Source organism: Aquamicrobium terrae, assembly GCF_040545735.1.
Classification (GTDB): Bacteria; Pseudomonadota; Alphaproteobacteria; order Rhizobiales; family Rhizobiaceae; genus Mesorhizobium; species Mesorhizobium terrae_A.
The window spans coordinates 115,833-135,671 of record NZ_JBEPML010000004.1; the positions used below are offsets into that span (position 1 = coordinate 115,833).

The 19,839-nt window shown below is 63.9% G+C and carries 19 protein-coding genes; 13 read left to right on the top strand and 6 right to left on the bottom strand.

Annotated features, from left to right (window positions below; genetic code table 11):
* Window positions 1-70 precede the first annotated feature (70 nt).
* The gene (locus ABID37_RS07670; protein WP_354193666.1) at window positions 71-238 is read right to left on the bottom strand and encodes a hypothetical protein; all 168 of its coding nucleotides are present in this window, start codon (window positions 236-238) and stop codon (window positions 71-73) included.
* A 73-nt stretch (window positions 239-311) separates the two neighbouring features.
* Window positions 312-818: a YciE/YciF ferroxidase family protein gene (locus tag ABID37_RS07675; protein WP_354193667.1), complete on the bottom strand. Its 507-nt coding sequence runs from the start codon at window positions 816-818 to the stop codon at window positions 312-314.
* A gap of 184 nt (window positions 819-1,002) precedes the next feature.
* Here ABID37_RS07675 and ABID37_RS07680 point away from each other — a divergent pair, with 184 nt between their 5' ends.
* Both ABID37_RS07680 and ABID37_RS07685 read left to right on the top strand, forming a co-directional pair.
* Window positions 1,003-1,971, top strand: a complete 969-nt coding sequence (locus ABID37_RS07680; protein WP_354193668.1) for an SDR family oxidoreductase — start codon at window positions 1,003-1,005, stop codon at window positions 1,969-1,971.
* A gap of 29 nt (window positions 1,972-2,000) precedes the next feature.
* Window positions 2,001-2,627, top strand: coding sequence for a UdgX family uracil-DNA binding protein (locus tag ABID37_RS07685; protein WP_354193669.1), 627 nt, complete (start codon window positions 2,001-2,003; stop codon window positions 2,625-2,627).
* Window positions 2,628-2,745: 118 nt separating this feature from the next.
* Here ABID37_RS07685 and ABID37_RS07690 read toward each other — a convergent pair whose 3' ends face one another.
* Window positions 2,746-3,915: a hypothetical protein gene (locus ABID37_RS07690; RefSeq protein ID WP_354193670.1), complete on the bottom strand. Its 1,170-nt coding sequence runs from the start codon at window positions 3,913-3,915 to the stop codon at window positions 2,746-2,748.
* Window positions 3,915-4,880: an aldo/keto reductase gene (locus ABID37_RS07695; protein WP_354193671.1), complete on the bottom strand. Its 966-nt coding sequence runs from the start codon at window positions 4,878-4,880 to the stop codon at window positions 3,915-3,917. Before ABID37_RS07695 ends, ABID37_RS07690 begins: the two co-directional genes overlap by 1 nt.
* A 199-nt stretch (window positions 4,881-5,079) precedes the next feature.
* Between ABID37_RS07695 and ABID37_RS07700 the strand changes: the two genes are divergently transcribed.
* The 8 genes from ABID37_RS07700 to ABID37_RS07735 all read left to right on the top strand — a co-directional run bounded on the left by ABID37_RS07700 (window position 5,080) and on the right by ABID37_RS07735 (window position 14,222).
* Window positions 5,080-6,066, top strand: coding sequence for a GntR family transcriptional regulator (locus ABID37_RS07700; RefSeq protein WP_354193672.1), 987 nt, complete (start codon window positions 5,080-5,082; stop codon window positions 6,064-6,066).
* Window positions 6,067-6,121: 55 nt separating this feature from the next.
* Entirely contained in the window at window positions 6,122-7,657 is a 1,536-nt protein-coding gene (locus tag ABID37_RS07705) for an ABC transporter substrate-binding protein (protein ID WP_354193673.1), read from the top strand.
* Between the two features lie 154 nt (window positions 7,658-7,811).
* A complete protein-coding gene (locus ABID37_RS07710) occupies window positions 7,812-8,792 on the top strand; it encodes an ABC transporter permease (RefSeq protein ID WP_354193674.1) in 981 nt (326 codons plus the stop codon).
* 3 nt (window positions 8,793-8,795) lie between these two features.
* Complete coding sequence (locus ABID37_RS07715; RefSeq protein ID WP_354193675.1) at window positions 8,796-9,653, top strand: ABC transporter permease; 858 nt, start codon at window positions 8,796-8,798, stop codon at window positions 9,651-9,653.
* Window positions 9,654-9,664: 11 nt separating this feature from the next.
* The gene (locus ABID37_RS07720; protein WP_354193676.1) at window positions 9,665-10,609 is read left to right on the top strand and encodes a succinylglutamate desuccinylase/aspartoacylase family protein; all 945 of its coding nucleotides are present in this window, start codon (window positions 9,665-9,667) and stop codon (window positions 10,607-10,609) included.
* Window positions 10,609-11,844 (top strand): metal-dependent hydrolase family protein, encoded by a 1,236-nt coding sequence (locus ABID37_RS07725; protein ID WP_354193677.1) that lies wholly within the window; start codon window positions 10,609-10,611, stop codon window positions 11,842-11,844. The genes ABID37_RS07720 and ABID37_RS07725 overlap by 1 nt, the downstream gene beginning before the upstream one ends.
* 27 nt (window positions 11,845-11,871) lie before the next feature.
* Window positions 11,872-13,674 (top strand): ABC transporter ATP-binding protein, encoded by a 1,803-nt coding sequence (locus ABID37_RS07730; RefSeq protein ID WP_354193678.1) that lies wholly within the window; start codon window positions 11,872-11,874, stop codon window positions 13,672-13,674.
* On the top strand, window positions 13,671-14,222 hold the full coding sequence (locus tag ABID37_RS07735) for a hypothetical protein (protein WP_354193679.1): 552 nt from the start codon (window positions 13,671-13,673) through the stop codon (window positions 14,220-14,222). Before ABID37_RS07730 ends, ABID37_RS07735 begins: the two co-directional genes overlap by 4 nt.
* A gap of 44 nt (window positions 14,223-14,266) precedes the next feature.
* Here the strand turns inward: ABID37_RS07735 and ABID37_RS07740 are convergent, their stop codons facing one another.
* On the bottom strand, window positions 14,267-15,253 hold the full coding sequence (locus ABID37_RS07740; protein WP_354193680.1) for a sugar-binding transcriptional regulator: 987 nt from the start codon (window positions 15,251-15,253) through the stop codon (window positions 14,267-14,269).
* A gap of 221 nt (window positions 15,254-15,474) precedes the next feature.
* On the opposite strand from ABID37_RS07740, the gene surE reads away from it, so the two are divergent.
* The gene (gene surE, locus ABID37_RS07745) at window positions 15,475-16,224 is read left to right on the top strand and encodes a 5'/3'-nucleotidase SurE (protein WP_354193681.1); all 750 of its coding nucleotides are present in this window, start codon (window positions 15,475-15,477) and stop codon (window positions 16,222-16,224) included.
* 58 nt (window positions 16,225-16,282) lie between these two features.
* Here surE and ABID37_RS07750 read toward each other — a convergent pair whose 3' ends face one another.
* Window positions 16,283-17,128 carry a metallophosphoesterase family protein gene (locus tag ABID37_RS07750; RefSeq protein WP_354193682.1) on the bottom strand — a complete coding sequence of 282 codons (846 nt, stop codon included), beginning with the start codon at window positions 17,126-17,128 and terminating at the stop codon, window positions 16,283-16,285.
* A 179-nt stretch (window positions 17,129-17,307) separates the two neighbouring features.
* Here ABID37_RS07750 and ABID37_RS07755 point away from each other — a divergent pair, with 179 nt between their 5' ends.
* Together ABID37_RS07755 and ABID37_RS07760 are read left to right on the top strand one after the other, a co-directional pair.
* Entirely contained in the window at window positions 17,308-18,414 is a 1,107-nt protein-coding gene (locus ABID37_RS07755; RefSeq protein WP_354193683.1) for an ABC transporter ATP-binding protein, read from the top strand.
* 82 nt (window positions 18,415-18,496) lie between these two features.
* Entirely contained in the window at window positions 18,497-19,789 is a 1,293-nt protein-coding gene (locus tag ABID37_RS07760) for an ABC transporter substrate-binding protein (protein WP_354193684.1), read from the top strand.
* The last annotated feature ends 50 nt before the right edge of the window (window positions 19,790-19,839 follow it).

Genomic DNA, 19,839 nt, shown 5'->3' on the forward strand with positions numbered 1-19,839 from the left:
AGCGCTTCTTTGCGCTGGAACAAACTGGAGAAAGATTCTCCAGTTTAATCTGCAGCACCCAGCCTGCGCTTCAGCCTTCCGCTTTCATGGTACGGGCAATTTCCAGGAGCTTTTTCCGGTCGCGGCCATGCTTTTCGATCAGCTCGCGGGCTTGCAACGGGGAAAGGTCGGTGTGTTCGGCGAGATAGCGCACATCCGGGTCGTCGTCATAGGGCAGGTTCTTTCGGGGATCGGTCATGAGGCAAACTCCTTCATGTGCGAACGGCGCATGGCCTGGCCGGCGGCCCGCACCGCCGGCCAGCCAGAACGGTCTATTCCGCGGCCTGCAGGTTGATCCGCGACTCGGCCATCTCGGTCAGTTTCTTGTCCGTGGCCTTCTCTTCCTGGAGGTTCTGCTCCAGAACCGCGGCGCAGTCGGAGCGGCCCAGTTCCTTGGCCCAGGCGATCAGGGTGCCATACCGGGTGATCTCATAATGCTCGACGGCCTGCGCCGAAGCGATGAGCGCGGCATCCAGCACCTGCTTGTCATCCACGTCCCCGGTAACTTCGTCGGCCTCCTCAAGGATGCCGTCGATGGCGGGGCAATTCACGGCCTTGGCTTTGACGTCGTGCATCTCGAAAACCTGCTCGACCCGCTCGATGTGCCCCTTCGTCTCCTGCAAATGCTTCTCGAATCCGGCTTTGAGGGCTGGATTGGTGGCCTTGTCGATCATCTTCGGAAGCGCTTTCTCGATCTGCTTTTCCGCATAGTAGATGTCGCGCAAGGTGTGGACGAAGAGATCGTCGAGCGACTTGATGTCTTTCGAAAAGAAACCCATTGCGTTGGTCCTCCGCTTTCTCGGGTTCAGGGGGATTTGTCGCCTTCGACACGGGCCCAACGCGGCCTTGGGAGGATTGTTCCGCAAGCTTTCAGGGCAGGGCGAATTGTGAACAGGGCGCCCGAATATGAACTCGCGCCGGTTTCGGGCGTTGACCCTTCATTCTCGACACGTGGAGGTTAAAATGGCCAGCACCGGTTCGAATGACACGCGCACGGCGGCCGCCAGGCAAAGGCGCATCCAGAAGAAAATCGACCGCAAGCCCGCCCGAAAGCCGGCCGCCAGACCCATGCAGGCCGGCGCCCGCAAATATCCCGTGCCGCCGTTCCCCCGGCAGCATTACCCCAAACCAGGCCTGGAGCGGGTGCTCGAGCCCGCGCCTCTCTATGACGCCCCCTTCTACAAGGGTTCGCAAAAGCTGGAGGGCAAGGTCGCTCTCATAACAGGCGGGGATTCGGGCATCGGGCGGGCGGTGGCGGTGCTGTTCGCCCGTGAGGGGGCGGATGTCGCCATCCACCATCTTGCTGAAAAAGGCGACGCGGAAGTCACCCGCAAGGCGGTCGAGAAGGAAGGCAGGCGTTGTCTGGTGCTGAGTGGCGATGTGTCGAAGCGCAGCGTCTGCGAAAAAGCGGTGGCGCGGGTCGTCGATGCGTTCGGCCGGCTCGACATACTGGTCAACAATGCCGCCTTCCAGATCCATGCCGACAGGTTCGAGGACCTGACGGAAGAGCATTTCGACACCACGGTGAAGACCAATCTCTATGGCTACTTCCACATGGCCAAGGCGGCCGTTCCGCATATGAAGAGCGGTTCGGCGATCATCAATACCGGTTCCGTCACCGGCATCGACGGTTCGAAGGCGCTGGTCGACTACTCCATGACCAAGGGCGGCATCCACGCCTTCACCCGCGCGCTGGCAGGCAATCTGATCGGCAAGGGGATCAGGGTCAATGCGGTGGCGCCGGGCCCGGTCTGGACACCGCTGAACCCCTCGGACAAGGACGCAGCCGATGTTTCGCAGTTCGGCGCAAAGACGCCGATGAAACGCCCGGCCCAACCGGAGGAGATCGCCCCGGCCTATGTGTTCCTCGCCTCACCCCAGTGCTCCAGCTACATCACCGGCGAGATACTGCCGATCATCGGCGGCTACTAACCGGTTGTGTCGAGCATCGGATCGGGATGATGCCTTCTGTCGACACCCACGATGCAGAAACGCGGATCGGCACGCTCGCACAGCTTGAGCAGGCCGAAGCCGGTTGCACGCGCTGCCCTCTTTATAAGCACGCCACCCAGGTCGTCCCGGGCGAAGGGAGGCGGCGGGCACGGCTGATGCTTGTCGGTGAACAGCCGGGAGACAAGGAGGACATTGCGGGACGCCCCTTCGTCGGGCCGGCCGGCCGGCTTCTCGATGCGGCTTTGGCCGAGGCCGGGATTCCGCGCGCTTCGGTGTTCCTCACCAATGCGGTCAAGCACTTCAAGTTCGAGCCGCGCGGCAAGCGGCGCCTCCACAAGCGCCCCAATGCGGGCGAGATCGAGCAATGCCGGTGGTGGCTGGAACAGGAACGCAGGCTGGTGGCGCCGGCAGTGCTGGTGGCGCTGGGTGCGACGGCGGTGCGCACGCTTCTGGGGCGCCCGCTGACGATTTCCGCGCTGAGGGGCCGCGCCCGCGAAACGGAAGACGGCACCACGCTGATCGTGACGGTCCATCCGTCCTATCTGTTACGCATCCGCGATGCCGACAGCCGGGCGCGGGAACACGAGGGCTTCATCGCCGACCTTCGACGTGCCTGGCAGCTTGCCGGCGAATGACAGCGGCGGTTGCGTGATTTGTCAGAACCCGACCTTCAGCTTTGCCCCCGGCACGTGACTGCTCTCCGAACGTCGTCGCTTCCTTGGGCTCGGCTCCATGAAGGTTCTTGCCGCCCGATCAGGCCCTTTCCCAATGCCGCGCCAGCGTTCGCGGCGTGTGCATGTGGCCGTAGAGAAACGCCCAGAAATCCCGGCGGCGCTCCGTCTCGACGCTGGTCCAGATTTCATTCACCGCGGTGTAGCCGCACCAATAGGCATGGACGAAGGGAGCGCGCAGGTCGTGCGCGAGGAAAGCGAGGCGCGAACGCGTCGTGGTAAGGTCCTGCAAGGACGCCGCGGCGATCTCGGGCACGATCTCGTCGAGCGGTCGGCCCTCGCCATGGTGCATCCATGCCGCCGTGCAGCGCAGCGCGCTGCGCAGCTTCTGCAATGCCAATCCCAGCCGGTCCTCCGGTCCCTCGATCCAGTCGAGAAAGTGCAGGCCGTTGTCGGCTATGCCTTCGTACAGGGCGGAACTAGCGGAACTGGTAACAACCTGTGCAGCTTCGAGCGGCATGCGTTCCTCGGCAACCGCGATCTCGCGCAGCTTCATGTGCACCAGATGGCCGGGGAAGGCTTCGTGCGTGGCCAGATGCTTCAGGCTGAAGGCCGTGTAGGGGAAATCGAGATTCAGCAGCATCTGCCGGCTGGGATAGTCGCAATAGGCGGAGAAGGGGGCTGCATTGCAACCCACCGGCATCATCCATTCGTCGTCGAAAGCGAACATGCGCGCCGCACAGCGGGCACGGGCCTCGGCCTGATAATCGGCGATGACCGCCAGCACCGTGTCGGTGGGAATGACGGCGCCTTCGGCCCAGCGTGCATGATCCTCGGCCAGGGATCCGCCCCGGAAACCGAGTTCGTCCAGTGCCGAACGGATTTCCGAATGCAGGCCGTCGATGATCGGCTGCGGCACGGCCTTGAGCGGAACCCTGATCTGGCGCTCCAGCCGCTCGCCGAAGCTGATCGGGTCGCCGCGAAAGGTTGCGACCAGCGCCAGAAGGGAATCCGACATCTCGTCGAGCCAGTCACGGCGCAGCGCCGTCTCGGCATCGCCAAGCCGTGAGCGGAAGTCGATGAGTGCCTCCTCCGCTTCGTCATAGTCACGAAGCGGCTGCGGTGCGATCCCTGCGGCCATGGCCACCGGGATCAATCCTTCCGCATTGAGGAACCCCGCGCCACGGTTGGCGGCGCGATAGAGGCCGTCGATACCCGCCGTCAACCGGGCAAGCTGGCGTCCCAGTTCCATCACACATGCCCCGCGACGGGTTTCGGCTGGTAGGGAGCTTCCATGAGAGCGACATCCTCATCGGAGAGCTTCACCTCGAGCGCGGCAATGGCATCGTCGAACTGGTGAAGCTTGGAGATGCCGACGATGGGCGCGGTGATGCCGGGGCGGCTTGCCACCCAGGCATAGGCGATCTGCGCCATCGGGCGGCCATGGCGTTCCGCCACCTGGCGCACCGCGGCGGCCACGGCCTCGTCCTGCTCCTGGCTGCGGTCATAGAGGGCGCTGGCGGTACGGTCCGTATCGGTCCGCGTGGTCCCGCTGCGCCCGGCCAGCCGGCCGCGCGCCAGCGGGCTCCACGGGATGACGCCGATGCCCTCGCTGCGGCACATGGGCAGCATCTCGCGCTCTTCCTCGCGGTAGATCAGGTTGTAGTGGGGTTGCATGGAGACGAACGGCGCCCAGCCGTTGGCGCGTTGCAGACCGAGCGCCTTCATGAACTGCCAGGCAAACATGGACGAGGCGCCGAGATAGCGCACCTTGCCGGCGCGCACCACGTCGTTGAGCGCATCCAGCGTTTCCTCCAGCGGGGTCCCGTAGTCGAAGCGATGCAACTGGTATAGGTCGATATAGTCGGTGCCGAGCCGCTTGAGGCTGGCATCGACCGCTTCGAACACATGCTTGCGCGACAGGCCGCGGTCGTTGGGGTCGTCGCTCATGGCATTGTAAAGCTTGGAAGCGATCACAAGCCGATGGCGGGGCACGTCGGCCAGCGCCTCGCGCAGCACCTCCTCGCTGGCACCCAGCGAGTACATGTCGGCCGTGTCGAAGAAATTGATGCCAAGCTCCAGCGCCTTGAAGATGATCGGCCGCGCATCGTGCGGGCCCAGAACCCAGGGAGCCCAGGAAGGGGAACCGAATGTCATGCAGCCCAATGCCAGGCGTGACACTTTCAGACCAGTTAGACCAAGATTGATATATTCCATTAGTACACACCTCCTCCTGAGGATTGGGATTCTGCCCGAGATTCGGGCCGGGTTTATGCCTGCGTCATAGGGGCAGGTTTTGCGAAAAATCCTTAATTCCGGATCGATTTCCAGCGTTTTTGGTACGGTTTTCCCGCGGCTCATGTGCATTCAAGAAAATCGCTTGCCAAAGGTCAACTGTTCTATTTAACTATCACACATGTTCACTCTCGACGCCAACTGCATCGACAAGAGCCTGCCGGTTCCCGTGGGCACCCAGCTCCACGGGCTGCTCAGCTACATGCTGGCGTTCGGCGGCTACAGCTATGGCGACCGGCTGCCGTCCATCCGACAGCTCGCGGCCGATATCGGTGTCGCGCCGATGACGGTGGCGCAGGTCTACAGGCAGTTGCGCGACGACGGGCTGATCGAGACGCATCAGGGGCAGGGCGCCTTCGTGATCGTGCCGGCCGCGTCTGCCGATGTGACGCCTTCCAATGTCTCTTTGCTGCGCGACGATATCGACAGGCTGCTGGTACGGGCCTCGGAACTCGGCGTCTCGACCATGTCGCTGATATCGATGCTGAACGCGCAATCCATGATGCGCGATGCGCGGCGGCGACTGAACGTGGTGTTCGTGTGCATCTTCGAGGAGGCCGGGCGCGACTACGTGCGCCAGATCCAACCCTGCATGGAGGCGGGGGAGGAGATCACGCTGGTTACCTTCGACCAGATATCGCAGCCGGGGCCGGAGCTGGATGCCTGTCGCGCCGCCCATCTGGTGCTGACCTTCGTCCACCGCGAGGCGGACGCCCGCCGCCTCATCGGCTCCGACAAGGTGCTGGGGCTGCGCTTCATTCCCTCGCAGCAGACCCGGCAGAACCTGGCTTCGCTGGAGCCGCAGACGCCGGTTCTGGGGGTCACCCATCTCAAGGACTACATCGCCATAATGCGGCCGACCATCCGGGAGTTCGCGCCGCATCTGGCGGAGATCAACGTTACCTGGTCCTCGGCGGAAAACCTGGCCGAGGAAATCGACCGCTCCGGCGCGGTGATCTTCGCCACCGGCGCGGATCGCATCGCCGCCCTGGTGGCGCCGGGCGTGGCCTGCTTCGAGTTTCGTCACGCGCCGGACCCGAGCTTTCTGCGCTCGGTGCTGGTCCCCCGCCTCGCGCAGTTGCGGCAGGGAGACATTCGCGTCGCATAGGTTTTGCGTTCGTGCCGGGAGGTTCGCGCGCGAGCAGAAGACAAAAGGGAAGAGAATGAAAAAGCTGCTTCTTTCGGCCGGCCTGGCCGTGTTCCTGGCCATGTCGCACAATTCGGCCGCCGTGGCCGACACGAAGATCACCATCGGCGTCGATGTCGATGCCGGCACGCTCGATCCGCGGCTGGCGCGTGACTCGACCGCAATGCGCATCGGCGACCTGCTGTTTTCCGGTCTCGTCCATCTCACCCCCTCGCTGGAGGCGGTGCCGGACCTGGCCGAAAGCTGGGAAACGCCCGATCCCACCACCTTCATCTTTCATCTGCGCGAGGGGTTGACCTTCTCGGACGGCTCGCCGCTCACGGCCGACGATGTGGTCTACACCTATCAGGCATTGACCGATCCACAATTCGGCGCGCCCCAGCAGGCGCTCTACACGCCGATCAAGGCGGTCGAGGCGGTCGATCCGCGCACCGTCAAGTTCACCCTGAGCGCACCCTATGCGCCGCTGCTGAGCTATCTCGACATGGGCATTGTGCCGAAAGCGCTGGCCGGGAACGGGGCGGACTTCGCGCTAAAGCCGGTCGGAGCAGGGCCTATGAAGCTGGTGCGCTGGACCCGCGGCAGCGAAATGGTGCTGGCCGCCAACGAACACTACTGGGGCAAGGCGCCGACCGTCACCGAAATGACGGTGAAGATCATCGGTGACAACTCGGCCCGCGCGCAGGCCTTCGAGGCCGGCAACCTGGACGTCATCCAGTCGCCGCTTTCCCCCCAGGACGTCAAGCGCCTGAGCGCCGACGACCGCTTCGGCCATGCGATCATGGCAGGCCTCGGCGTCACCTACCTGAATTTCGGCGTCAAGGATCCGCTGCTCTCCGACCCGGCGATGCGACGCGCCTTCGCCATGCTGGTCGACCAGGAAACACTGGTGCGCGACATCTATCAGGGCGTGGACGAGGTGACGCATTCCGTGCTCCTGCCTTCGTCCTGGGCCTATGACGCGTCGATCTCGCAGCCGAAGTTCGATCCGGCTGCCGCAGTCGCCGCCTTCAACCAGCTCGGCTGGACCGACACCAATGGTGATGGCATCCTCGACAAGGGCGGCAAGCCGCTGACGGTCACCATCGCCACCCATACCGAGGATCCCAACCGTGTCCAGGCGGTGGAATATCTACAGGCCATCTTCGAGATGGCGGGGATCAAGGCCGAGACCCGCATCAGCGACTGGGCGTCCTTCTCGACCAACTATGTCCAGAAAGGCGAGCACCAGATCGCGTTGCTCGGCTGGCTGGGGATCGTCGATCCCGACCGGCTGCTCTACTCGCAGCTCACCACTGGCGGCGGCAACAACTGGGCCGGCTACTCGAACCCCAAGGTCGACGAGCAGCTGAACCGCGGCCGCACCGAGACGGACCGTGCCGAGCGCGCCAAGGCCTATCAGGAAGCCGCCCGCATCATTGCCGAGGACGTGCCCTACTACATCATCTCGGCGCAGGGCTACCAGATGTTCTACGCCAAGGACCTGCCGGTGGAAAAGGTCCAGGCGAACCCGCGCGGTAACCTGCGCGGCGTCATAGGCCTGAACGACTAGGGGCCTGAACGACGAGGATCCTGAAGGGCTGAAGCCAGAAAGTCGTCCGTCGCGGTGCGGTATCCTGTTCCATACAGGAGCCGCATGACCGGAGCCGGCTGCCGCAACAGTCCTTCTTGCCCTGCTGTCCCATGGATCATCGGAACGAAATCCCATGTTGAGCTATATCCTGCGGCGACTGCTGCTGCTGATACCGATGGCGATCGGTATGGTGGTGGTGACATTCTGCCTGCTGCTGATCATTCCGGGAGACCCGGCGGCCATACTGCTTGGCCAGGATGCCACCCCGGAGGCCATCGCCACCATGCGCCAGCAGCTTGGACTGGAAAACCCGTGGTATCTGCGGCTATGGGATTATTCCATCGCCCTCCTGCAGGGCGACATGGGCCGCTCCTGGTTCCAGAACCAGTCGGTCGCCTCGATCATCTACGAGCGGCTCGGCGCCACGATCGAGCTGGCCGTCGTGGCCCTGATCATCGCTACCATGGTGGGCATGTTCCTGGGCGTCGTCGCCGCCGTGCGGCAGGGTGGGCTTGTCGACACGCTGGCCATGCTGGTGGCGCAGCTTGGCGTGTCGATGCCGGTATATTGGCTCGGCCTGCTGCTCATGCTGGCCTTTGCCGTCAATCTCGGCTGGCTGCCGGCCATCGGCCGCGGAGCGCCGCTCAGTCAGGGCCTGCTCGACCTCATGTCGGGGCGACCGCAGACCTTGTGGGATTCGCTGTCCCACATGGCGTTGCCGGCGCTGGCGCTGGCCGCCAATTCGGCGGCGATCATATCGCGGCTGGTGCGCAGCTCGATGCTGGAAGTGCTGCGCGAGGATTTCGTGCGCACCGCCCTGGCCAAGGGCGTCGCGCCGCGGCGGGTGGTCTATCGTCATGCCTTGCGCAACGCGCTGCTGCCGGTCCTGTCGGTGATCGGCCTGCGCTTCGGCGCGCTGCTCGGCGGCGCGGTGCTGACCGAAAGCATCTTCGCCTGGCCGGGCCTCGGCCAGTTGACCGTCGCCGCCATCTCGCAGCGCGACTTCCCGCTGATACAGGGCATCGTGCTGACCTTCGCGATCATCTTCGCGCTGGTGAACCTCGTCGTCGACCTGCTCTATGCCGTCGTCGATCCGCGCGTGAGGCTGAGCTGAACCATGGCCATTTCCCTGCGTGTTCCCAAGAAACTGCGTAACGTCTCGCTGATCCTCGGCGCCGTGATCACGCTGACGATTTTCCTTCTGGCCGTCTTCGCGCCACAGGTGGCGACCCATGCGGTCGAGCAGATCGACATGGCCAACCGCTTCTCCGGTCCCACCTGGGAGCATTGGCTGGGCACCGACAATTTCGGACGGGATCTGTGGTCGCGCATGGTCTACGGCGCCCGCATCTCGCTGAGCATCGCGCTGACCGCAGTCGCCGTTTCTGCCCTCGTCGGCACCGTGGTCGGGCTGGTCTCCGGCTATTTCGGCGGCTGGGTCGACATGCTGCTGATGCGCATCGCCGACATCTTCCTCGGCTTTCCGGCCATCGTCCTGGCGCTGGCCATCGTGGCGGCGCTGGGGCCGGGCGTGATCAACGTCGCCGTCGCCATTGCCGTGGTCGCATGGGCCGAATATGCGCGCGTGGTGCGCGCCGCGACGCTGGTGCTGCGCGAGCAGGTCTATGTGCAGGCGGCACGGTCGCTCGGCGCCAGCCACACGCGCGTCATCTTCCGCGAGATCCTGCCCAATGCGCTCGGCCCCATCATCGTGCTGTCGTCGCTGGGACTGGGCACCGCCATCCTCGCGGAATCCGCGCTCAGTTTCCTCGGATTCGGACTGCCCCCACCGCAGCCGACCTGGGGCTGGACGCTTTCCTACGGCACCCGCTTCCTGCGGGATGAACCGTGGCTTTCCATCGTCTCGGGCGCCGCGATCATGATCACGGTGCTGGGCTTCAACCTGCTTGGCGATGGGCTGCGCGACGTGCTCGATCCGCGCCAGCTTTCGCGTGGCGGCGCAAAATCAAAGTAAGGAACTGGTAAATGGTAAAATCGATCAACGTGCTGCGGCCGAAATTCACCACCATGGCCGATGGCAACGACGCCGTGCTCGTCATGCATGAGCTGGTGGGCGAACAGGATGGCCCGACCATCGGTATCTCCGCCTCCATTCACGGCAACGAGAACACTGGCAGCCAGGTAATCCTCGACCTTTACCGCGTGCTCAAGGACATGCCGCTCAAGGGCCGTGTCCTGCTCCTGCCGGTGGTCAATCCCTATGCGTTCGCGGTCAACCACCGCTTCTCGACGATTGACGAACTCGACCTCAACCGACAGTTCCCCGGCAATCCCAACGGCACCTACAGCCAGCAGCTCGCCCATGCGCTGGTGCGCGAGTTCTTCCAGAAGATCGACGTGCATATCGACCTGCATTCGGGCACCGACCGGCCGACCGTCGATTATGTCTATATCGAGAACGACGAAGAGCTGTCGCGTGCCTTCGGTTCCAGGGTTCTGTACCGCCCGGTGCAGGGCAAGCAGGGCACGACCTTTGCCGGCACCACCAAGGCCGTCACCATCGAGACGCTTGGCATCTCCTCGGTGGTGATCGAGCTTGGCGGCGGCATTGTCGATCAGGGCCCCTATTGCAAGCGCACTCTGGACGGCATTCTCAACATGCTGCGCGTGCGTGGCACCATCTCCGGCGAGGCAGCACCCAATCCCAAGCAGATCGTGGTCACCGAGCTGGCCGGCATTCGACCTGTCCATGGCGGCTGGCTGGAGCCGCTGTGCCCGGCAAATGGCGAGTTCATCTCCGGCGACCAACTTCTGGGCCGGGTTGTCTCGCCCTACACCTTCGAGACGCTGGAGGAGATTCGGACGCCTTTCAGGAACGGCGTGATGATCATGCAGCACCTGACCCGCAATCTGGTCAATGCCGGCGACTACGGCTTCATGGTGGGCAACATGGAAGGCGCGAGCGACTGATGCCGGACACACTCTTCACCAACGGCCGCGTGCTGGACGCGGAAGCGGGACGGCTGATCGAGGCCGAGGTCCTGGTCAGCGGCGACCGCATCGTCGCTGTGGGCGCCGGCCTCGAGCGTCCACGGGATGTGGTGGAGCTGGACCTTCGCGGCCACACGCTGATGCCGGGACTGATAGACTGCCATGTCCATGTCACGGCCGAAAGCCTCGACCTGTGGAGCAACGTCACGGCGCCATCCTCGCTCGCCGCGCTGCGCTCGGCAAGGGTGATGGAAGAGGCGCTGTCGCGCGGCTTCACCACGCTGCGCGATCTCGGCGGGGCCGATCTCGGCCTCGTGCTGGCACTGGAGGAGGGGCTGATCAAGGGCCCCCGCCTCATCATCTGCGGCAAGGCGCTGACCACCACCGGCGGCCATTCCGACCTGCGCGGGCGTACCGACGGGCGCCCCGACATGATGTCCGACCGGCTGGGTTCGATGGGCGTCGTCACCGACGGCGTCGACAATGTGCGCGCCGAATGCCGCAAGCAGATCAAGGAAGGCGCCAAGTTCATCAAGGTCATGGCCAATGGCGGTGTCTCTTCGCCCAATGACCCGATCCACTCGATCCAGTATTCGCGCGACGAGATCGCGGCCATGGTGGAGGAAGCGGAGAACGCCGGCCTCTATGTCTCGGCCCATGTCTATACCGACCGGGCGATCCGGCGTTGCGTCGAGCTGGGCGTGCACTCGCTCGAACACTGCAACCTGATCGAGCCCGAGACAGCGGCGCTTGCCGCAGAGCGCGGCTGCATCGCCGTGCCGACACTCGTCGCCTATGACGCGCTTGCCATCGAGGGCAAAGCGCTGGGGCTGGGGGCGGCCGAATTCGCCAAGATCGAGGTGGTGCAGAAGGGCGGCCTGCGCTCGCTCGAGATCATGCGCGAGGCCGGCCTGCCAATGGCTTTCGGCTCCGACCTTCTCGGCGCTCTGCGTCGCTATCACTGCATGGAGTTCGAGATATTGGCGCGCGTGCTGACGCCGGCCGAGATCGTCCGTTCTGCCACCGTCATCGGCGCGAAGCTGTGCCGGCTCGAAGGTGAGATCGGCATTATCGCGCCGGGCGCCTGCGCCGACCTTCTCATCGTTGCAGGCAATCCGCTGGAGGATATCTCGCTGCTTGCCGGAGACGGCGCCCACATGCCCGCGATCATGGCGCGCGGGCAGTTCGTCAAGTCCGAGTTGCATCAGGCGTAAAACGCCCAGCCCGTGCCGGAGATCAAGATGCCGATACTCAGCGTGGAGAACCTGACCACCTCCTTCCGCACCGAAGACGGATGGAAGACCGTGGTGCGCGACGTGAGCTTCACCATCGATTCCGGGGAAACCCTGGCCGTGGTGGGGGAATCGGGCTCGGGCAAGAGCGTGACTGCACTGTCGATCATGCGCCTTCTCCAGCCGGGTCTCGCCCGGCACGAGGGCCGCATCCTGTTTGAGGGGCAGGATCTCCTGACCCTTTCGGCCACCCGGATGCAGGCGATACGCGGCAACCGCATTGCCATGATCTTCCAGGAGCCGATGACCTCGCTCAATCCCGTAATGACGGTGGGCGACCAGATCGCCGAAGCGCTGTCCATCCATCGCGGCCTCAAGGGGCGCGAGGCGCTGAAGGAGGCGGTGCGTCTGCTGGAGCGGGTGCGCATTCCCGCGGCCGCGCAGCGCGCATCGGAATATCCGCATCTCCTGTCCGGCGGCATGCGCCAGCGGGTGATGATCGCCATGGCGCTGGCCTGCCGGCCGCGCCTGCTGATCGCCGACGAGCCGACCACCGCGCTCGATGTGACCATCCAGGCCCAGATCCTCGAACTGATCCGCGAGTTGCAGCGCGAGGAAGAGATGGGCGTTCTGTTCATCACCCACGACATGGGCGTGGTCGCGGAGATCGCCAACCGGGTCACGGTCATGTATCGCGGCGACGTGGTGGAGACGGAAGAGACAGCCTCCCTGTTCGCCGCACCCCGCCACCCTTATACGCGCGCGCTGCTTTCGGCCGTGCCGGCGCTGGGGCAGATGCAGGCAAGCACCCGCCCGAAGCGCTTTGATCTGGTCGATCCGGTGACCGGCGTCGCCAGGCCGGCGCCGAAAACCCTCGACACGGTTCGCGATGAGCCGCTTCTGGAGGTGAAGAACCTCGTTGTGCGCTATCCGCTGCATTCGGGCGTGTTCCGCCGCCTTTCGGCTCGGGTCCACGCCATCGAGAATGTCAGCTTCGACCTGAAGCAGGGCGAGACGCTGGCGCTGGTCGGGGAATCGGGTTGCGGCAAGTCCACCATGGGGCGCGCGCTGATGCGCATGACGCATGCCGAATCCGGCTCGGTCAAACTGCTCGGCAAGGACATATTGGGCACCGATGCCGATATCGACGAACTGCGACGCTCGGTCCAGATGGTGTTCCAGGACCCCTTCGCTAGCCTCAACCCGCGCCGTCGGATCGGCCGGGCGATCGCCGAGCCGCTCTTCATCCACAAGGTCTGCGGCGAGGCCGAGGCAAAGGAGAGGGTCGGTCGCCTGCTGGAGCAGGTCGGCCTTTCCCGCGACATGGCCGGCCGCTATCCGCACGAGTTCTCAGGCGGCCAGCGTCAGCGCATCTGCATCGCGCGGGCTCTGGCGCTGGAGCCGAAGCTGATCATCGCCGACGAATCCGTCTCGGCGCTGGATGTGTCGATCAAGGCACAGACCATCAACCTGATGCTCGACCTGCAGGAGCGGCTGGGCCTTTCCTATCTGTTCATCAGCCATGACATGGCGGTGGTGGAACGTGTGAGCCATCGCATCGCGGTGATGTATCTGGGCGAGATCGTCGAGATCGGACCCCGCGCCGAGGTGCTGGGCAATCCCCGCCATCCCTATACCAGGCGCCTGATCGAGGCGGTTCCGGTGCCCGATCCCACCCGCCGCCATGGCGAGCGCAGGCTCGACGTCACCGAGATTGCCAGCCCCGTACGCGGCCTCGATTATCGCCCGCCCGCCCGTCTCTATGACCAGGTTTCGCCCGGCCATCTGGTCATGCAGGAGGCGGGCGCATGAGCCTGCCCTACGATCCGCAGGAAATTTCACGTCTCGTTGCCGGGCCGAAGCCAGCCGTCATGGTGTTCGACTATCTGCGCGCAGGGCTGAAGCGGGACGCGGCCTGCGGCCTGCTGACGGCACTGGTCTACGATATGCCGTCGATGCGCTCCTGCCGGGTGTTTTCCGACGATCTCGATGCCTATCCGGTGGGCAATTACAAGCGGCTGGTGGCAGGCCCCTATTTCGAGAAGGTGGTGATGGGCAAGGCGCCTTTTGCCACGACCGACATCGAGGGCGTGGCGGAGCTGTTCTTCGACTGGCGCAAGATCCAGGAACTCGGCTTCGAATCGAGCCTGAACATTCCCGCTGTGGTCGGCGGGGAACTGATCGGCACCGCCAATCTCCTGGCGCCCAAGGGCACCTACACGCCAATGACGGCGGCCCGGGCCCTGCTGTGGCAACCGGTGATCACGCTGGCCTTCCTGCTTCTCACCCGCCCCGGCGCTGAAGGCGAAACCTTCCATGATGGTTTGCTAATTGCAGGCGAGGGGAAGGTGGAAGGCTGACCGGCAGGCCGCCTTCCGGACAAATCGCTGCGCTTGAACCGGGTTCAGCCCAGCGGCGGCAGTTCCAGCAGGGCGTGAGCGGCCGCCTCGTCGGTGATCAGGACCTTGGCGTTGGTGGCGGCAATGCCGGCACGGATGGCGTGGATCTTGCGCACGCCGCCGGAAGAAATGATGACCTTCGGCACCTTGCGGATGTCAGCCGGGTTGATCGACATCGCCCGCCGGTTGATCTGATGGTCGATGACCGTACCTTCCGTGTTGACGAAGCGGCCGAGCACGTCGCCGACACCGCCCGCGTCCTTCAGGCTCTGGCCTTCCTCCCATGACAGGATGCCGCGCCGGAAGATCGATGCCTGCTTGCTGATGTCGCTGACGCTGAGCAGGGCCATGTCGACCTGGCGCGCGCGTTCCTGAAGCTGCTTGAGGTCTTCGAGCTGCCACAGCGCCGTGGCCAGTTCCTCATGCGGTACGAAGATCGGCGCGGTGATCTGGAACAGCTCTGTCTTGTAGAACTCCGCCAGCCGCCAGGCGACGGCCGAGGGGTTGTGGGCCGCGGCATGGGTGAGCCCGCCCAGCAGCGACACCACCGTCATGTTCTCGACCTCGCGCCAACTCAGCGAATTCATGCAGGCCTGGAGGGTCGCGCCCCAGCCGACGCCGATCGTCAGCCCGTCGCTGACGCGCTCGGAAATGTAGCGGCCGGTGGCATGGCCGACCACGGCGGCGATGCTCGCCTCCGTCTGGTCCTGCGCCGGCGCGACGATCGCTTCGAACAGGCCGAAATGCCGCTCCAGCGCCCGCTGCAGCTTGAGCAAGGGCTCTGCCTGCGCATTGATCGAAATCTGCACCGTGCCGTCCTCGCGCGTGGCGGCCAGCAGGCGCAATGCCTTGATACGGCTGATGCCCAGATGCTGGGCGACCTGCTCCTGCGTCAGGCCCTCGATGAAATAGAGCCATGCCGCGCGCAGCTTCAGTTCGTCCTGGTCGGATTGGAACTTGGTCTTTTTCTGGCGGGTGGCGGTGCGGGCCATGGTCGTCTCCTCCTCGGAGGGCAGATAGCCGAATTCAACGCAAAGTGGAATCGGGTGTGGCACATCGGTGCACGATTTATGTGGTCTTGTAAGTTCTAATATTGAACAATTATTCCTATTTTGCAATAAATGTTCTATTGCGGTGCGAAAGGCCCTGCGCAATGCGGTGTGCAATGCGGCCAGGCAGGGCAGGGCCGCGGCTGAAACAGGGACAGGATTTCATGCGCATTTTGATTTCGAACGACGACGGGATCGAGGCTCCCGGCATCAAGGTTCTTGAGGAGGCCGCGCTGCGCCTGAGCGATGACGTCTGGGTCATTGCGCCGGACGGCAATCGCAGCGGCTTCGGTCATTGCATCAGCCTGCGCAAGGGATTTTCCGTCAGCCGTGTCGCTGAGCAGCGTTATGCCTGCACCGGCACCCCGGCCGATTGCGTCATCGCCGGCCTGAACTGGGTGTTCCGCGACGGCAGACGTCCGGACATGGTGCTGTCGGGTATCAATGAGGGGCGCAACGTGGCCGAGGACGTGTCTTACTCCGGCACCATGGCGGTGGCGCGCGAGGCGGCGCTGAACGGCATTCCGGGCATCGCCTTCTCGGCTCCGCGCGACAGTGAAACTTTTTCCAATGCCAGCTTCGACTGGCTGTCGGCACGCATCCGATCCTTCTGGGAAACACGCGGCGAATGGGCCACCGAAGGTCACTGGCTGAACGTCAACCTGCCGCGCCGCGTGCCCGCACCCATGCGGGCTGCCCGTATCGGCCGCGACAAGGTGGCGACCCGCGTCCTCATCCATGAGGAGGACGCGGTTTCGGCCCGCATCGAGCCGCTGGCCGACCGCAACTATTTCACCACGGGGGAAGACGAGAACGGTCTGATCGACAGCGGTTTTGCCGCCGTCACCTGCCTGAACTGGTTCGGCAATGCGCAGGTGCCGGCCGGCGCCCTGCACGATCTGGAGACCGCTTAAACATCATCGGGATTGGTCTCCACCCCCTGTTTCGAAAAGGGGCGGAGACCTTTTCATCTCAATATTTTGGGTAGACCGTCTCAAGTACGTCATCAAGATAGTTGTTGGTGAAGCTGTCCAGCGTGCGCACCGCCGTCTCGATGCGGCCGTCGGGGTGGAAGCTGTGCTCCAGATAGCCGACGAGGCGCGTGCCGCCCATCTCCGGCACCAGCTCCTCGCGGGTAGTGAAGGCGATCGAGGAGCACCATTCCAGCCGGATCTGGCCATAGGCGCGCGAGCGCTGCTGATGCAGGTGGCCGCTGCCGATGAACTTGAGAGACGGGTGGTCGATGAGCCTGCGCAGCCGTTCGGTGCCACTGGGGTCCACGGTCCAGTAGGTGAGCTCGGTCACTTCCGGCACGTCGATGAACAGCGGCTGATGGGTGAACACCGCAAGATGCAGGTCGCCAAGGGTGTCGAGTTGCTCGTCCAGCCAGGCGAACTGTTCCTGCTCTTCCGGAAGGCCGGAGCCGATCAGCATGGAGTTGACGCCGACGATGCGCCAGCCGTCACGGTCGAAGGACCAGCGGTCCTTGTCGTAATAGCGCTTGTAGCGGGCAAGGCGGCCGGCATTGATTCGGCTGCCCTTCTCCTCTTCCGGCTTCGACAGGTTCGGATTGTCGCCGATGTCGTGATTACCGGGAATATAGAGGATCTCCTTGCCGGCCCGGGCGAGAAAATCGCGGCAAAAGGCGTAGTCTTCCTCGAAACGGATGCCGTCCAGCGTGATGTCGCCGGTGTGCACGATGTAATCGTGATCGGAAGCCTTGAGCGGAGCGATCATCTCCTCGTTGTTCTGGCGGAAGTGCTCGGTGCGCGGCGAAAGGTGGGTATCGGATATGTGCAGGATGCGGAACGGACTCATCGGGTTCTCCATGGAAGGCATTGCGCCGCCGTGCTTTTCGCATATTTTACGGATTTGTACAAATGTATTGACCTTGATAGAATAGTTCAATATTTTCGATTTCAGAGATCGCGATGCGGGCACTTCTTGTGTGCTGGGCCATCAGCATCTGTAGCCGCATCCCATGGAGGAAAACCGGAATGTCGGGGATCGAGATTGCCAGCCTGAACAAGAGCTGGGCCACCTTCAATGCGGTGCAGGACGTTTCCTTCACGGTCGAGGCAGGTGCGCTGACCGTGCTTCTGGGCCCCTCCGGTTGCGGCAAGTCGACGACGCTGCGGCTCATCGCCGGCCTTGAAAGCGCCACGTCCGGCGCGATCCGCATCGGCGGCCGCGACGTCACCAACGAGCCGCCGGCAAAACGCGACCTTGCCATGGTGTTCCAATCCTATGCGCTGTTCCCGCATCTGAGCGTGGCGGAGAACATCGTGTTCGGTCTCAAGGTGCGCAAGGTGCCCGCGGCCGAGCGGGCCCGCCGCCTGCAGCGCGCCGTGGATATTCTCGGCCTTTCCCATCTTCTCGATCGCAAACCTTCGCAATTGTCGGGTGGTCAGCAGCAGCGTGTCGCGCTCGGCCGGGCCATCGTCGCCGAGGCTCCCGTCTGCCTGATGGATGAGCCGCTTTCCAATCTCGATGCCCAGCTTCGTCACGAGATGCGCAAGGAGATCCGCTCCATCCAGAAGTCGCTCGGCATGACCATGGTCTATGTCACCCATGACCAGATCGAGGCGATGAGCCTGGCCGACCAGGTCATTCTCATGCGCAACGGCAGGATCGAGCAGAAGGCGACGCCTTCCGAGCTCTATCTGCGCCCCGCCACCTCGTTCGCCGCACGCTTCATCGGCACGCCGCCGATGAACCTGGTCGAACTGGAGGACAGCGCCGGCGGTGCCGTCGTCAAGGGCACCAATGGCCCTGCTCTGGTTGAGGGCGAGGGCGCCGGCCTGCTGCTTGGCGTGCGCCCGGAGGAGATCCGGATCGCTTCCACCGGCATCGTACCCGCCATCGTGCAGTCGATCGACTATCACGGCGCCGACAGCATTCTGGAGTGTCTGGTGGGCGACCAGCTTCTTCAGGTGCGGGTGGAAGGTGTGCGCCGCCACGCAGTGGGCGACTCGATCGGCCTCAACTGGAAGCCGGAGGCCATGCATGTCTTCGACAAGGAAACGACCCAGCGCGTCGAGCGCAAGGTGCTGGTGACTGCCGATGGTTCCGGCGAGGTGCCGGCTCTGCGGGCAGTCAAGTAGTCGGGCAAGTAATCGGGCAAAGCCGCCTTCTGCCGGCGGTCAGCCACATCGAAATCTGGATTTTTTTACGGGAGGAAAGACAATGAATTCCTGGACTGGATGGATAAAGGGCGCGCTGGCAGGCGTTGCCATGCTGGGTGCAGGCGCCGCACAGGCGGCGCCCGTCGAGATCAATTTCTACTATCCCGTTGCCATAGGCGGGCCGGTGGCCAAGATCGTAGAGGACCTGATCACCCGTTTCGAGGCTGATCATCCCGACATCAAGGTGAAGCCGGTCTATTCGGGCACCTATCCCGAGACGATCAGCAAGGCGCTCACCGCCTACCGCGCTGGCCAGCCGCCGGAAGTCGCGGTCATGCTGTCGACCGACATGTACACGCTGATCGACGAGGACGCGATCGTCCCCTTCGACGACTTCGTCAAGACCGACGAGGACAAGGCGTGGCTGGAAGGGTTTTTCCCGGTGTTCATGGTCAACAGCGAGCATGACAGCAAGACATGGGGCGTTCCGTTCCAGCGCGGCACCACGCTGTTCTTCTGGAACAAGGATGCGTTCAAGGAAGTCGGCCTCGACCCGGAAAAGGGTCCGCAGAACTGGGACGAGGTGGTCGAGTTCGCCACGAAGCTGACCAAACGCGAAGCCGACGGCAATGTCAGCCGCTGGGGCATGCAGGTTCCGTCCTCGCTGACCTCCTACTGGCTGCTGCAAGGCTATGTTGCCCAGAATGACGGCAAGATCGCCGATGAGACCGGCACGCAGACCCACTTCGATTCTCCCGAAGTGGTCGAGGCGCTGCAGTACTGGGTCGATCTCGCCCACAAGCACAAGGTCATGAAGCCGGGCGTCATCGAATGGGCGACCAACCCGAAGGACTTTTTCGAGGGCCGTGCCGCGATGATCACCACCACCAGCGGCAACCTCACCAACATCAAGACCAACGCGCCGTTCCCCTTCGGCGTGCAGATTCTGCCCGAGCACAAGAAGCGCGGCGCGCCGACCAGCGGCGGCAACGCCTATATCTTCAACGGCGTGGCACCGGAGAAGCAGGAGGCCGCCTTCCAGTTCGTCAAGTGGTTGTCCTCGCCCGAGCAGGCGGCCGAATGGAGCATCAAGACCGGCTATATCGCCGCGCGCGAGGATGCATGGGCAACCGAGGCCATGAAGGCCTATGTCGCCGAGTTCCCCGGTGCGCTCGTGCCGCATGAACAGATCCCGTACATGGTGCCGGAGCTGTCCACGCATGAGAACCAGCGCATCTCGCGTGTCATCGACGACGCCATAGAGGCGTCCCTGACGGCCAAGAAGCAGCCCGCGCAGGCGCTTTCCGATGCCCAGAAGGAAGCGGACCGCATCCTCGAGGACTACCGCGACTGATCGTATCTGCGGCCACGGGGCGTCAGTTGCGCTCCGTGGCGCACGCATTG